This window comes from Streptomyces sp. NPDC046977, from assembly GCF_040644455.1.
GTDB lineage: Bacteria > Actinomycetota > Actinomycetes > Streptomycetales > Streptomycetaceae > Actinacidiphila.
In genome coordinates, this window is record NZ_JBEYWO010000009.1 from 158,545 (window position 1) to 172,476 (window position 13,932).

Annotated in this window: 15 protein-coding genes and 1 tRNA gene; 5 read left to right on the top strand and 11 right to left on the bottom strand. The window is 73.8% G+C overall.

Annotation, left to right across the window (positions count from 1 at the left end; all coding sequences use genetic code 11):
• The first annotated feature begins 49 nt into the window (after window positions 1-49).
• The 4 genes from ABZ883_RS16355 to mshC all read left to right on the top strand — a co-directional run bounded on the left by ABZ883_RS16355 (window position 50) and on the right by mshC (window position 3,147).
• On the top strand, window positions 50-646 hold the full coding sequence (locus ABZ883_RS16355) for a DUF3090 domain-containing protein (protein WP_360906301.1): 597 nt from the start codon (window positions 50-52) through the stop codon (window positions 644-646).
• Entirely contained in the window at window positions 604-1,473 is an 870-nt protein-coding gene (locus ABZ883_RS16360; RefSeq protein WP_360906302.1) for an SCO1664 family protein, read from the top strand. Before ABZ883_RS16355 ends, ABZ883_RS16360 begins: the two co-directional genes overlap by 43 nt.
• Entirely contained in the window at window positions 1,458-1,670 is a 213-nt protein-coding gene (locus tag ABZ883_RS16365) for a hypothetical protein (protein WP_360906303.1), read from the top strand. The genes ABZ883_RS16360 and ABZ883_RS16365 overlap by 16 nt, the downstream gene beginning before the upstream one ends.
• Window positions 1,671-1,917: 247 nt before the next feature.
• On the top strand, window positions 1,918-3,147 hold the full coding sequence (mshC, locus tag ABZ883_RS16370) for a cysteine--1-D-myo-inosityl 2-amino-2-deoxy-alpha-D-glucopyranoside ligase (protein ID WP_360906304.1): 1,230 nt from the start codon (window positions 1,918-1,920) through the stop codon (window positions 3,145-3,147).
• Window positions 3,148-3,222: 75 nt separating this feature from the next.
• On the opposite strand, the gene ABZ883_RS16375 is transcribed toward mshC, so the two are convergent.
• From ABZ883_RS16375 to ABZ883_RS16405, 7 genes are all read right to left on the bottom strand, one after another.
• Window positions 3,223-4,257 (bottom strand): PAC2 family protein, encoded by a 1,035-nt coding sequence (locus ABZ883_RS16375; RefSeq protein WP_360906305.1) that lies wholly within the window; start codon window positions 4,255-4,257, stop codon window positions 3,223-3,225.
• Window positions 4,258-4,340: 83 nt separating this feature from the next.
• Window positions 4,341-5,516 carry a hypothetical protein gene (locus ABZ883_RS16380; protein WP_360906306.1) on the bottom strand — a complete coding sequence of 392 codons (1,176 nt, stop codon included), beginning with the start codon at window positions 5,514-5,516 and terminating at the stop codon, window positions 4,341-4,343.
• 78 nt (window positions 5,517-5,594) lie between these two features.
• Window positions 5,595-6,266, bottom strand: coding sequence for a FadR/GntR family transcriptional regulator (locus tag ABZ883_RS16385; RefSeq protein ID WP_360906307.1), 672 nt, complete (start codon window positions 6,264-6,266; stop codon window positions 5,595-5,597).
• A 375-nt stretch (window positions 6,267-6,641) separates the two neighbouring features.
• Window positions 6,642-6,715: transfer RNA gene (locus ABZ883_RS16390), tRNA-Pro, on the bottom strand.
• Window positions 6,716-6,781: 66 nt separating this feature from the next.
• Window positions 6,782-7,531, bottom strand: a complete 750-nt coding sequence (locus ABZ883_RS16395; RefSeq protein ID WP_360906308.1) for a ferredoxin reductase — start codon at window positions 7,529-7,531, stop codon at window positions 6,782-6,784.
• Entirely contained in the window at window positions 7,524-8,135 is a 612-nt protein-coding gene (locus ABZ883_RS16400; protein ID WP_360906500.1) for a sulfite oxidase-like oxidoreductase, read from the bottom strand. The genes ABZ883_RS16395 and ABZ883_RS16400 overlap by 8 nt, the downstream gene beginning before the upstream one ends.
• Before the next feature lie 8 nt (window positions 8,136-8,143).
• Window positions 8,144-9,463: an amidohydrolase gene (locus tag ABZ883_RS16405; RefSeq protein WP_360906309.1), complete on the bottom strand. Its 1,320-nt coding sequence runs from the start codon at window positions 9,461-9,463 to the stop codon at window positions 8,144-8,146.
• Between the two features lie 144 nt (window positions 9,464-9,607).
• On the opposite strand from ABZ883_RS16405, the gene ABZ883_RS16410 reads away from it, so the two are divergent.
• Window positions 9,608-10,957, top strand: a complete 1,350-nt coding sequence (locus ABZ883_RS16410) for a transposase (protein WP_360906310.1) — start codon at window positions 9,608-9,610, stop codon at window positions 10,955-10,957.
• On the opposite strand, the gene ABZ883_RS16415 is transcribed toward ABZ883_RS16410, so the two are convergent.
• From ABZ883_RS16415 to ABZ883_RS16430, 4 genes are all read right to left on the bottom strand, one after another.
• Window positions 10,871-11,632 carry a purine-nucleoside phosphorylase gene (locus tag ABZ883_RS16415; protein ID WP_360906311.1) on the bottom strand — a complete coding sequence of 254 codons (762 nt, stop codon included), beginning with the start codon at window positions 11,630-11,632 and terminating at the stop codon, window positions 10,871-10,873. The two genes, ABZ883_RS16410 and ABZ883_RS16415, sit on opposite strands and share 87 nt — an antisense overlap.
• A gap of 75 nt (window positions 11,633-11,707) precedes the next feature.
• A complete protein-coding gene (locus tag ABZ883_RS16420) occupies window positions 11,708-12,631 on the bottom strand; it encodes an ABC transporter permease (protein WP_360906312.1) in 924 nt (307 codons plus the stop codon).
• Entirely contained in the window at window positions 12,628-13,536 is a 909-nt protein-coding gene (locus ABZ883_RS16425; protein WP_360906313.1) for an ABC transporter ATP-binding protein, read from the bottom strand. The genes ABZ883_RS16420 and ABZ883_RS16425 overlap by 4 nt, the downstream gene beginning before the upstream one ends.
• Window positions 13,533-13,919: a GntR family transcriptional regulator gene (locus ABZ883_RS16430; protein WP_360906314.1), complete on the bottom strand. Its 387-nt coding sequence runs from the start codon at window positions 13,917-13,919 to the stop codon at window positions 13,533-13,535. Before ABZ883_RS16430 ends, ABZ883_RS16425 begins: the two co-directional genes overlap by 4 nt.
• Window positions 13,920-13,932 lie beyond the last annotated feature (13 nt).

The following is a 13,932-nucleotide window of genomic DNA, read 5'->3' on the forward strand; positions in this document are numbered from 1 at the left end:
GCAGTAGGGTGGACCGGACCTCCACGACACCGAGCAAACGGAGCAGGACGTGCCTCGTCAGGTGTTCCTCTACGACAAGCCCGATCGCTTTGTCGCAGGCACCGTTGGCCAGCCAGGACAACGCACCTTCTTCCTGCAGGCCAGCGCGGCCGGCCGGACCACCAGTGTCGCCCTGGAGAAGACCCAGGTCGAGGCGCTGGCGGAACGCATCGACGAACTCCTGGACGAGGTCGTCCGCCGCACCGGCGGCGCCGCGCCCGTGCCCGCCGTGGCCCCCAGCGAGCTGGCGGACAACGCACCTCTCCAGGCCCCGGTCGAGGAGGAGTTCCGCGTCGGCACCATGGCCCTGGCCTGGGACGGCGCCGAGGAGCGCATGATCCTGGAGGCGCAGGCCCTCGTCGAGATCGAGGCGGACGACGAGGACGACCTCGAGGCCGCGGAGGAGATGCTCCTCCAGGACGAGGAGAACGGGCCGCCGCTGCTGCGGGTGCGCCTGACCGGCGCCCAGGCCCGCACCTTCGCCAAGCGCGCCCTGGACGTGGTGGCCGCGGGCCGGCCCCCGTGCCCCCTGTGCAGTCTGCCCCTGGACCCGGAAGGACACGTATGCCCGCGTCAGAACGGGTACCGGCGATCGGCGACGGCCTGAGCGGCGACGCCGTCGGCGGCATAACCGGGGCGGAACTGCTGACGCACGGCGAACTGACCGTGCTCGGGCGGCTGCGCGACGCCTCCAACGCCGTGCTCTACTGCGAGATCGCCCACGAGGGCGTCACCGCGCACTGCGTCTACAAGCCGGTCGCCGGCGAGCGGCCGCTGTGGGACTTCCCCGACGGCACGCTGGCCCAGCGCGAAGTGGCCGCCTACCTGGTCTCCGAGGCGACCGGCTGGGGCCTGGTGCCGCCCACCGTCCTGCGCGACGGGCCGTACGGCGAGGGCATGTGCCAGCTGTGGATCGACACCCCCGGCGAGGACGGTGAGGACGCTGACGACGGGGACGGCCTGCTCGCCCTTGTCGACGCGGAGGAGCCGGCGCCCGGCTGGAAGGCCGTCGGCTTCGCGGAGGTCGGCGAGGGCCGCACCGCGCTGCTGGTGCACGCGGACGACGAGCGGCTGCGGCGGCTCGCGGTGCTCGACGCCGTGATCAACAACGCGGACCGCAAGGGCGGCCACCTGCTGCCGGCGGCACAGGGCGGCCTCTACGCCATCGACCACGGTGTGACGTTCAACGCGGAGAACAAGCTGCGGACCCTTCTGTGGGGATGGGCGGGGGAGCCGCTGACCGAGGAGGCCGTGGAGGTCCTCGGCAAGCTGGCGGCCGAGCTCGGCGACGGCGGCCTCGGGGCGAGGCTGGCCGGGTTGATCACCGCCGCGGAACTGGCCGCGTTGCGCGAGCGGGTGGCGGACCTGCTGCGCACGGGACGGCACCCGGAGCCCTCCGGGGAGTGGCCGGCCATCCCGTGGCCCCCGATCTGAGGCGGGCGAGAGGGCCCCGGCCCCGCGGCAAGCTGGCGGCCGAGCTCGGGGACGGCGGCCTCGGGGCGAGGCTGGCCGGGTTGATCACCGCCGCGGAACTGGCCGCGTTGCGCGAGCGGGTGGCGGACCTGCTGCGCACGGGACGGCACCCGGAGCCCTCCGGGGAGTGGCCGGCCATCCCGTGGCCCCCGATCTGAGGCGGGCGAGAGGGCCCCGGCCCCGCTGAATGCTCCGGCGTCCCCGCCCTTCCGGGCACGGGGACGCGATCCTCGTCCCCACGACGCCGCGACGGGTGGCCCCTTCACCCCGGGCCCGGTCCGGTCGCCCGCATCGCCGTCCGAGGGGCCCCGGGCAGGTCCGCCGGGGCGCCGCAGTGGGCGATGGCACAGTCCCGGGGGACCCCAGCGGTCGTTTGCCGATCACCCGGGCGGTTAATCTCATGACATGCATGCCTGGCCCGCTTCCGACGTCCCCGCCCTCCCGGGCACAGGACGCGATCTTCGTCTCCACGACACCGCGACCGGTGGCCCGGTAACCCTGGACCCCGGTCCGGTCGCCCGCATCTACGTCTGCGGGATCACCCCCTACGACGCCACCCACATGGGGCACGCGGCCACCTACAACGCGTTCGACCTCGTGCAGCGCGTGTGGCTCGACACGAAGCGCCAGGTCCACTACGTCCAGAACGTCACCGACGTGGACGACCCGCTGCTGGAGCGTGCCGAGGCCACCGGCCAGGACTGGACGGCCCTCGCCGAGCGCGAGACCACCCTGTTCCGCGAGGACATGACCGCCCTGCGGATGCTCCCGCCCGCCCACTACATCGGCGCGGTCGAGGCCATCCCCGGGATCGTCCCGCTCGTCGAGCGGCTGCTCGAGGCGGGCGCCGCCTACGAGCTCGACGGCGACATCTACTTCCACGTCGAGGCCGACCCGCACTTCGGCAGCGTCTCCCACCTCGACGCGGCCGCCATGCGCGCGCTGTCCGCCGAGCGCGGCGGCGACCCGGACCGCCCCGGCAAGAAGAACCCCCTCGACCCCATCCTGTGGCTCTCGGCCCGCGAAGGGGAGCCCAGCTGGGACGGCGGCAGCCTCGGCCGGGGACGGCCCGGATGGCACATCGAGTGCGTCGCCATCGCGCTGGACCACCTCGGCATGGGCTTCGACGTCCAGGGCGGCGGCTCCGACCTCGCCTTCCCGCACCACGAGATGGGCGCCTCCCACGCCCAGGTGCTCACCGGCGAGTTCCCGATGGCCAAGGCCTACGTGCACGCCGGCATGGTCGCGCTCCACGGCGAGAAGATGTCGAAGTCCAAGGGCAACCTGGTCTTCGTCTCGCAGCTGCGGCGGGACGGCGTCGACCCGGCCGCCATACGCCTCAGCCTGCTGGCCCACCACTACCGCTCGGACTGGGAGTGGACGGACGCCGTGCTGGAGCGCGCCGTCGAGCGGCTCGGCGAGTGGCGCGCGGCCGTGTCGCGCCCCGACGGGCCGTCCGCCGACGCGCTGGTCGAGGAGATCCGCGAAGCACTGGCCGACGACCTCGACGCGCCCGCGGCGCTCGCCGCGGTGGACCGCTGGGCGGCGCTCCAGGCCGCCGAGGGCGGCACCGACACCGGCGCCCCGGGGCTGGTGTCGCGTGCGGTGAACGCCCTGCTCGGCGTGGCGCTGTGAGCTGACCCCGGCAACGCCGAAGGCCGTTGCCCCCCGCGGGGGGCAACGGCCTTCGGCATTCGTGCGGCGCCCGGCTCACTCGTCGTTGTCGGTGTTCCCGGTGTCCTCGGTGTTCTCGCCGTCGGTGTCGGCCGCGCGGTCCTTCCCCGCCTCGTCCCGGTCGGCCCTCGGCAGACCGCCGCCGGTGCCGCCGCCGCCGGCGGTGCCGGTGTCCGGCTTCGGCGAGGTCTCCCGCAGGTACGGGCCGGCGGCGTCCTGGTCGCCCGCCTGCGGGTCGCGGCGCCGCAGGTAGCGCTCGAACTCGCGGGCGATGGCCTCGCCGGAGGCCTCCGGCAGTTCGGCCGTGTCGCGGGCCTCCTCCAGGGTCTGCACGTACTCGGAGACCTCGCTGTCCTCGGCCGCGAGCTCGTCCACCCCGACCTGCCAGGCGCGGGCGTCCTCGGGCAGCTCACCCAGCGGGATGCGCAGGTCGAGCAGGTCCTCCAAGCGGTTGAGCAGCGCCAGCGTGGCCTTCGGGTTGGGCGGCTGCGAGACGTAGTGCGGCACGGCGGCCCACAGGCTCACCGCCGGGATGCCCGCGTGGGTGCAGGCCTCCTGGAGGATGCCGACGATGCCGGTCGGGCCCTCGTAGCGGGACTCCTCCAGGCTGAGCGCGGTCGCCAGGTCCGGGTCCGAGGTCACCGCGGTGACCGGGACCGGACGCGTGTGCGGCGTGTCGCCGAGCAGGGCGCCCATCACCACGACCATCTCGACACCGAGCTCGTGGGCGAAGCCCAGGATCTCGTTGCAGAACGAACGCCAGCGCATGCTGGGCTCGATGCCCCGGATCAGGACCAGGTCGCGCGGCTTGGGGGTCTCGATGCGGACGACGGACAGCCGGGTCGTGGGCCAGGTGATCTGGCGTACGCCGCCGTCCATCCACACCGTGGGACGGTTGACCTGGAAGTCGTAGTAGTCCTCGGCGTCCAGCGCCGCGAACACCTCACCCTTGAACTCCCGGTCCAGATGCCCGACCGCGGCGGAGGCGGCGTCCCCGGCGTCGTTCCAGCCCTCGAACGCGGCCACCATGACCGGGTCGATCAGCTCGGGAACTCCCTCGAGCTCGATCACCCAGCGCCTCCTTCCGGCCGGAAGGGAGATGGTGTCACCCCCGCCGGCTGCCGTTCCTTCGCGTGCTGCACCAGCCTACGGCTTCACGGGACAGGTGCCGCCGCCTTCGTAGGGGGATGATCCCCACCGTCACCGGTCGTACGCGTCCCGTCGTCCTCCGGCCCCCACGCGGAGCGGAACGCGGCCCAGTCGTCCGCGGTGGCGTGGAAGTCGACGTACAGGGCCAGCCCGAAGCGCTCGCGGGCCGGATCGTGCCGGGCCAGGCCCAGCCGCGCGCCGCGGGCGGCGGCCGCGACGGTCTCGGCCCACGCGTGGTGGCCCAGGTTGTTGGTGTGGTAGCCGGGCAGCCCGATCAGCAGGTCGGTGGACGGCGGGGTCACCTCCAGGGCCAGCGCGGTCTGCTGCGCCACGTATCCGCCGAAGAGGCTCTCCAGCGGCATGGCGGTGTCGTAGGCCATGACCGCGACCTGGTCGACCCGGCGGGCGACCTCCCCGAAGTAGGCCTGCGACCACCACTTGGGGTGGTGGAACAGCGCGCCGGCCGGCACGTGCAGGGACGGCAGCGGGTCGATCTGGTGCGTCGCGACGGACAGGACGGCGCCCCGCCGGGCCGTCAGCACGCGCACGGAGTCCAGGACGTCGAGGAAGCCGCGGTCGCCGGAGTACATCGGCTCCAGGTCCAGGTGCACCCCGTCGAAGCCCGCCGCCAGCGCCTGCCCGGCGCTCGCCCCGATCCGGGCCCGCGTCGCCGGGTCGTCCAGATGCAGCCCCTGTTCGCCGTGGTGCGAGACCACCTGTCCCAGCCACGCCTGCACCCGCACCCCGGGCAGCGCGCGGTGCGCCTCCCGCACCAGCGACGCGGCCCCCGGGTACAGCCCCGGATCCAGACTGCCGTCGAACTCCAGCGGACCGGTGTGCACATACAGGTCACGGGTGCCGCTGCCGCGCAGCTGCCGGCCGAGCGCGGCCAGGTCGGCCGCGTCCCGGCGGCCGTCGACCCAGGCGTGGCCGAGCCAGACCGCGTTGCGGCCGCGGTCGGGGCCCGAGCCGGAGGGGTCGCCGGCGAACTCCAGGCGCAGCGCGACGCCGGCGGCCAGCACCGGCAGCAGCACGGCGAGCGCGACCACGAGGGCGCCGCGCCGCAACGTGCGGCGGGAGGGGCGGCGGAGCCGGAGGCGCGGACGGGGCCCCGGGGTCGCGCGGACAGGGCGGCCCGTGCGGGCAGCCGGGCGGGAGAGCAGGCGTGGGCGTGGATTCATCCGATCCCTTTTGTCGATCACTTCTTCGAAGGATCGGACGCGCGCGGGGCCGTCCCCGGTTCGCAGCCGGACGGCCACTCAGAGTGTCGAGCGCAGCCACTGCTCGACGCTGGCGACATGCACCGTCGCCCACGACCGGGCCGCCTCGGCGTCGCGGTCGCGCAGCGCGCCCAGGATCGCCCGGTGCTCGTGCAGGGTGCGGCTGACCGCGTCCTCCTGGGTCAGCCCGCGCCAGATCCGCGCCCGCGTGGTGGGCCCGGACAGCCCGTCGAGCAGCGAGCACAGCACCGAGTTGCCGGCCGCCTGCACGATGCCGCGGTGGAACTCCAGGTCGCACGCGACCAGTTCCTCGACCGACGGGTCCGTGCCCAGCGCCGCCAACTGGCCCTCCAGGGCGTCCAGCTGGGACTCGGGGATGATCGCGGCCGCCATGGCCGTCGCCGCGGGCTCCAGTATGCGGCGCACGGCCAGGAACTCCAGCACGGTGTCGTCGCGGTGGAAGTCCACCACGAAGCTCATGGCCTCCAGCAGGAGTTGGGGGTCCAGGCTGGTGACGTACGTGCCGTCGCCCTGCCGCACGTCCAGGATGCGGATCAGCGAGAGCGCGCGCACCGCCTCGCGCAGCGAGTTGCGCGACAGTCCGAGGTCCGCCGCCAGTTCGCTCTCCTTGGGGAGCCGGTCCCCGGGGCGCAGCGCACCGGAGACGATCATCCCCTTGATCTTCTCGATCGCCTCGTCGGTGACTGCCATGACCGCCCTCGCCTCCAGGACATCCGATGTATCGGGCCATTATGCCCGCACCACCCGGAGCGGGAGCCGCTCTCGCGAGGTCCGGTCCCCGGCAACCCTGAGCAAGCGGCGGGCCACTGGGCAGACTGCCCTTGGTGCGAGGGCAGTTCGGTCCGAGGGGCTGCGGTGTGCGACGCCCCGTCACCGTCCGCGACCGGCTCCGGGGAGGGGCTGATGTCCGTGCGACGGCTGAGGAGGCGGCTTCCCGCCCACGTCCCGCTGCCGGATCCCGTCACGACGGAGGAGTGCGCGATGCGAGCTGTGCCCGACGCACGAAGGCCTTGCCCCACCGGAGTGGAGCAAGGCCCTGAGCTGCGGATACGTTCGCAAGCACCGTCGGGACGACAGGATTTGAACCTGCGACCCCTTGACCCCCAGTCAAGTGCGCTACCAAGCTGCGCCACGTCCCGGTGCGGACCGGCCGGGGCGGTGCCCCGGAAGATCACGTAAAGAGGAGAATACCCGAAGGTCGCTGATCAGCCGAATCGCTCGATGCGGATCCGCCCGGCCGGCTGCCCGCCGTCCACCAGGAGCCGGGAGGCGTGCTCCGCGAAACCGTTGCCGCCGCACACGTACGCCTCCCAGCCGCCCGACGGAGGGTCGGCCAGGTACGGGGCCAGATGCGCGGCGCCCAGCCGGCCCTGGGAGCGGGTGAGGACGACGGTGGTCTCCGCCCCGTACTCGCCGGCGTAGATCAGGTCCTCGCGCGTACGGGCCGAGACGATCAGCCGCAGCGGCACGTCGAGCCCGCGCAGCCGGTGGTGGCGGATCATCGACATCAGCGGCACGACCCCGGAGCCGGCGCCGAGCAGCAGCGCGGGCCGGTCGCCCGACCAGGCGAAGAAGCCGCTGTGCGGGCCGCGGACCTCGACGGTGTCGCCGGGGCGGGCGACGGTGTGCAGATGGCCGGAGACCTCGCCGTCCGGGACGTGGTCGAGGGTGAGCTCGATGTGGCCCGAGCCGTCCGGCGCGGAGGCGAGGGAGTAGTTGCGCTGGGCCGTGTAGCCGTCGGCCGCCGTCAGGCGCAGCGTGAGGTACTGGCCCGGCAGGTGCCCGGCCCAGCCGGGCACCGCGAAGCGGAACGTCGCGGCGCGCGGGGTCTCGCGGCGGACCTCGGTGAGCGTGGCGCGCCGCCACATCGCGGCGGCGGCCTCGCCGACCGCGACGCGGCCGGGCACGGCGAAGCGCGTCGGCGGGACGAAGGCGGGTACGGCGAGGTCAGTCATGGGCGTAGCGCTGCTCCTGCCACGGATTGCCGCGGGGGTGGTAGCCGTTCTGCTCCCAGAAGCCCGCCTCGTCGTGGTCGAGCAGGCGGATGCCCGCGATCCACTTGGCGCTCTTCCAGAAGTACAGGTGCGGCACGACCAGCCGGGCCGGGCCGCCGTGCTCGGGCGCGAGCGGCGCGCCGCCGTACTCGAAGGCGATCCAGGCCCGGCCGCCGGTGACGTCGGCCAGCGGCAGGCCCGCGGCGTAGCCGGTGTGCGCGTACGCCACGACGTGCGTGGCCGCGGGGGAGGGGCGCACCGCCGCCAGGAAGGCGTCCAGCGACACCCCGCCGAAGTGCACGCCGAACTTCGACCACCCGGTCACGCAGTGGATGTCGCCGCGGTAGGAGGACGGGGGCAGGGCCCGCGCCTCGTCCCAGCTCCAGGTGCGCGGCGCCGCCACCAGGCCGTCGACGCGCAGCGTCCACTCCGCCGCCGCGATCCGCGGGGTGACCTCGGCCGACAGCACCGGCCAGTCGTCGCGCGCGTCGTACTGGCCGGGCGGCAGCCGCGGGTCGCGGTCGACGGCCCGGGCGCGGCCGGTGAAGCCGCGGGTGGGTTCCAGCGCGGAGGTCACGCCGGGTGCTCCTGCTCCAGCGCCTCCAGCGCGCGCAGCGCGGCCGGTTCGTCCAGGGTCAGCAGCGTGCGGTCGCGCATCAGGACGCGGCCGTCCACGACGGTGTCGCGGACGTCGGCGGCCGCGGCGGCGTACGCGAGCATCGACCACGGGTCGTGGCGCGGGGCCAGGTGCGGCCCGCCCAGGTCGAGGACGACGAGGTCGGCGCGCTTGCCGGGCTCCAGGGAGCCGAGGTGGGCCGCCAGGCCGAGGGCCCGGGCGGACTCGATCGTCGCCATCCGCACGGCCTGCTCGGCGCCCACGGCGGTGGGGTCGCCACCGGCCTTGTGGACCAGCGCGGCGGCCCGTACCGCGCCGAGCACGTCGAGGGTGTTGGAGCTGACGACGCCGTCGGTGCCGAGTCCGACGGTGACACCGGCGGCCAGCAGGTCCGGGACGCGGGCAATGCCGCAGCCCAGCTTCAGGTTGGAGACCGGGCAGTGCGCGACGGCCGTGCCGGTCCTGGCCAGCGCGGCGATCTCGCCGTCCGTGAGGTCCACGGCATGTGCGAGGAGCACGTCGGGGCCGAGGACGCCGAGGGAGTCCAGCAGTTCCACCGGGCGCTTGCCGTGGCGTTCGACGACCATGGCGACCTCGGCGGCGTTCTCCGCCGCGTGGACGTGCAGCAGCGCGCCGTGCTCGCGGGCCAGCGTGCCGACTGCCACCAGCTGGTCGGGGTCCAGGGTGTACGCGCTGTGCGCGAAGACCACCGGGCGGGTGCCCGGCGCGTGCGCGACGCGTCCCGCGAGGTCGGCGGCGGCCCAGGCCATGCGGTCCTCGTAGGGGCGGCCGTCCGGCGGGCCGGGGACGTCCATGAACGTCGGGCCGGCCAGCAGCCGCCAGCCCGCCTGCCGGGCCGCTTCCTCCGCGGACTCGTGGAACCAGTACATGTCCAGGCCGGTCGTGACGCCCGCGCGCACGCTCTCCGCCACCGCGACCCGCACCCCGGCCGCCACCGCGCCCGGCGACAGCAGTTCGGCCTCGCGGGGGATCACGCGGGCCAGGAACTCCTGGAGGTCCACATCGTCGGCGCAGCCCCGCAGCAGGGTCATCGCCAGATGGGTGTGGGTGTTGATCAGGCCGGGCAGCACCAGGCAGCCCGCCGCGTCGATCTCCTCGGCGGCCCGGTACGCGGCACGCACCTCCGCCGCCGGGCCGACGGCGACTATTGCGCCGTCGCGCACCGCGACCGCCCCGTCCGATACGACGGTGCCCGCCGCGTCGACGGTCAGCACATCGCCGCCGTGCACCAGCAGATCGGCGTCCTGAACGCTCACCTGTTTTCTCCCAGGATGCCCGGGCCTTCAGGCCGGGGAGGAATGGGTCCTCGGGTCGGAGCCGCGAAGCGGCGGAGTTGGCTGCGCATCTGTTCTGACCTGCGCTCTCTTTCGTTGTCGGTGGCGGCTGTTACGTTCCGTGGCATGACGATGACCGTGATGGCGGGGCGGGGGTTCGGGCATGCCCGGTACACCTTCCGGCTGCGGGTGTCGTCGACGGCGCGTGCCGGTCTGGAGGCGGAGTGGGCGCGGTGCCGGTGGGTGTGGAACGAGTGCGTGGCCGTGTCCCGCAAGGTCCACGCCCTGAACCGGACCTCCGGGCAGAAGATGACGTGCGGCCCGGCGCAGCTCGACAGGATGCTGACCCAGGCGCGGCGGTCGATGGCGTGGCTGCGGGACGGCAGTTCGGTTGCGCAGCAGCAGACGATCCGGGACTTCGGCACGTCCCGCGCGAAGGCGTTGAAGGACATCACGGCGCGGCTGCCGATGCGGCAGCGGGCCGGAATGCCCCGCGTCAAGCGCAAGCGCCAGGCCGACCCGACGCTGAACTACACCACCCGCGGCTTCCGGCTCAAGGACAGGCGCCTGCACCTGGCGGGCGACATCGCCCTGACGGTGGTGTGGTCCCGCGACCTGCCCGCCGCCCCCACCTCCGTCCGCGTCCACCGGGACAGCCTCGGCCACTGGTACGCCAGCTTCGTCGTCGCCGTCCACGTGCAGCCGCTGCCCGCCACGGGAGCGGTGATCGGTATCGACTGGGGGGTCCGCGAGACCGCGACCACGACCAGCGACCTTTATGACCTGCCCCACCCCCAGCACGGCAAGAGTGCCGCGGCGAAGCTCGCCCGCTACCAGAAGATGATGGCCCGCCGCCGCACCCCGAACAACAAGCCCGACACCGCCGGCTACCGCAGGGCTCGCCGGGCCGCGGCAAAGGTGTCGAAGAAGATCGCGCGCCAACGGCAGGACACGGCCTGCAAGTGGGCCAAGCGCGTCGTCCGTGACCACGACGTCATCGCGGTCGAGGACTTCCGGCCGAAGTTCCTGGCGAAGTCGAGCATGGCGCGCAAGGCGGCGGACGCGGCGATCGGGGCCACGAAGACGGCCCTGATCGAGATGGGCCGCAAGCACGGGCGGGACGTCCGCCTGGTGCATCCCGCGCACACCACCATGGACTGCGCGTCGTGCGGAGCGAGAACCAAGCACGCACTTCCTCTTTCGGAACGTACCTACACCTGCACCCCGTGCGGAGCCGTCTCGTCCAGGGACAAGAACTCCGCCCGCGTGATGCTGGTCCGGGCTGGCCTCAACCCGGCTGGTGCCGATCGTGCAAGAGCTGGCGGACCGCTGGTCCCCAGCCCACGTGAGCCAGGAATCCCCGTCCTTCAGGGCAGGGAGGATGTCAATTCACGTCGCTTCCGTACTCGTGGCCAGCAGATGCAAGGCGTCCAACGTTACCCGGCTGCCGCGGGCCACCCCCTCGGCGACCACTGAGCGGTACGGGTCGTAGCCGCCGGTCGCCTCGACGTCGACGAGGTCGTCCGCGTTCGCCCCGTCCACGACCAGCGCGCCGCCCGCCACCAGCCCCCGCGTGGACGCGAGCACCAGCAGCGCCGACAGCTCCATCTCGATGGCCGCGATCCCGGCGGCCGCGTACGCCTCGCCCGGCAGCGGGAGGAAGCCCGGCTGGAAGGCCGCCCGCGTCCAGACCACGCCGCGGTGGTGCGGCGCGTCCAGGGCCCGGGCCGCACGCTCCAGGGCGAGCACCGCCTCCGGCGTCGCGAACGCCGGGTACTCCGGCGGCAGCAGCTGCTGTGTGACCCCGTCGTCGCGTACGGCCGCCTCGGCGATCACCAGGTCGCCGTCGCCGATCCCGGCCCTGATCGCCCCCGCGGTGCCCAGCCGCAGGATCGTACGGACCCCGGCCTCCACCAGCTCCTGGAACAGCAGCATCGCCCCCGGCGCGCCCACCCCGTGCGAGGCGACCACCACGGCAGTGCCCTTCCACGTGCCGGTGAAGGTGCGGTACTCGCGGTGGTGCGCCACCTCGCGGGCCCCGGCCAGCATCCCGGCGACGTCCGCCGCCCGCGCCGGGTCGCCCACGACGACCGCGTGGGCGGGCAGTCCCGAGCGGGGGATGCGGGTGATGGGCTGCGGATCGGTGGTCATCGGTCCTCCAGGCGCGGTCGGCAGTGCTCCCGGACGGTACACGGAGGGGGAGTCCGGCCGGTTCGACCGGCCTGCTCAGGCGACCCGGCGCCGGAGCAGCGCGAAGGCGGCGACGCAGGCGAGGGCGGCCAGGGTCAGGACGATCGCCGTCTCCACTCCTTGCATCGGCCAGAAGTGAGAGGCGGGATGGCCCACGGCGTAGGCATCCGTGTAACCGTGGTCCGCCAGGCACCGCCGGAACTCTCCCGGCACATCCATGTTGCACTCGGGGCCGGCCACGTATTTCCCTGCGGCCGTGATGACGCCGATCTCGAACCGGTCGGCCGTGTGGGGCAGACGGGCCGCCTCGAAGCCGGTCCACCGGGTCGTCGGCCACAGATGCGACCGGAACATCGCCAGGACGACCTCCACCAGCAAGGTGGCGAAGAAGGCGAAGCCGAGACCGCTGAGTGCGCGCCGCATCAGCAGGCCGCTCAGGGCGCCCACTGCCAGCCCGAGCAGGACATGGGCGATGCCGGCCGGGCCGCCGGCGAGGAAGATCGCGTCGTCGTACCACGGGGGTGCCGCGCTGCTCGGACCCGCGGTCCAGACCCATCGGAAGAGCAGCGACAGGACGGCCGTGCCGGCGGTGAGCAGCGCGGCGGGCACGGCGAGTTTGGCCGCCAGCCAGCGGGCCGGACTGACCGACTGGGTCCAGGCGAGGGCGGCGGTGCCGTTCTCCAGCTCGCGGCCGATGAGCGCGCCGCCCGCGAAGGCGGCGGCAGCGAACGGGAGGAGGGCCATCGCCTCGCCGGCCAGTCGGAGGCCGGCGTCGTCGGCGGGAAGGCCGCCGAGTCCCCCGGACGTGCCGCTCAGCCGGTGCGACCACACCAGTCCACCGATTCCGGCGGCTACAACGGCGGTCCAGATCCACAGGGCCGTACGGTGCACGCGCAGCACCGACCAGGTCAGGCCGTACGAGCCCCGGAGGCGGAGCGGGGGGAGCGTCAGGGCGGTCATGCGGCGGCCTCCTGCCGGGACATGGGATCGGCGCTGCCGGTGATCAGGGCGGGCGCCCCGGGATTGCGCAGGTGGGCGAGGACCAGTTCTTCCAGTCCGGGGTTCTCCACCAGCCAACTGCCGCTGTCGACCGCTCCGGCGGGGCGGACCAGCGCGGTGCGTCCCCGGCCCGAGGCGCGCTCCTCGATGACGGTGTGGGTTCCGAGGTCCTCGCCGACTCCGGTCAGGAGGCGGTGGGCCGCGAGGAGGTCCTCGATGCCTCCGGCCAGCCGGATCCGTCCGCCGCCGAGCAGGAGCAGGTGATCGCAGGAGTTCTCGAGTTCCGGGACGACATGGGAGGACATCACGACCGTGGTGCCGTGCTCCACCGCCTCGGCCAGCAGGATGCCGGTCAGTTCGTGCCGGGCCCGCGGGTCGAGTTCGGACAGCGGCTCGTCCAGCAGGAGCAGTTCGGACCGTTTGCCGAGCGCCAGGGCGAGGGCGACGCGGGTGCGCTGACCGCCGGACAGGCCGCGGATCCGGGCGCTGGGGGACAGCCCTCCGGCCTCCACGACCCGCAGCGCCACCTCGTGGTGCCAGCGGCCGGGGTTCATCTCCGCGCCGAGGCGCAGCGTCGCGGCGACGGTGAGGTGCGGGTGCAGGGGCTTGTCCTGGGCGACGTACGCGACGCGGGCACGGGCGGTCGCGGGCGTCGTGCCGAGCACGCGCATCTGCCCCTCGGCCGGCCGCAGCAGCCCCGCGGCCAACGCGAGGAGCGTCGACTTGCCCGCGCCGTTGGGCCCGACAAGTGCGCAGATCCGGCCCGCGGGCAGCCGGAACGAGCAGTCCCGCAGGACGGGTTCGCGGCTCCACGGGTAGCGCACCGTGAGCCCGGACGCCTCGAGAGCGGCCGGTTCCTCGTTCATTTCTCCCCCTCGATGAACTCCTGGTCCAGCACGGAGTGGAACAGCGCGGACGCGTCCTCGCGGTCGAGCCCGCTCTCGCGCGCCCGGCGCATCCAGCCGGCCAGCTCAGCGGCGAGCGGCGAGTCGGCGGGCGCGGCGCCGAGCGATTTCTGCACGAAGGTGCCGAGGCCGCGTCGCGCGACCACCAGCCCCTCGCGCTCCAGTTCGCGGTAGGCCTTGAGCACGGTGTTCGGATTGACCACGGTCGTCTCGACCACCTCGCGGGCGGTGGGAAGCTGGTCGCCGGGCCGGAGCAGCCCGAGTCGCAGGGCCTGTTTGGTCTGGTGGACGATCTGCAGGTAGGTGGCGACCCCACTGCGCCGGTCGATGCGGAACTCGACCATGCGTCAACCCCCC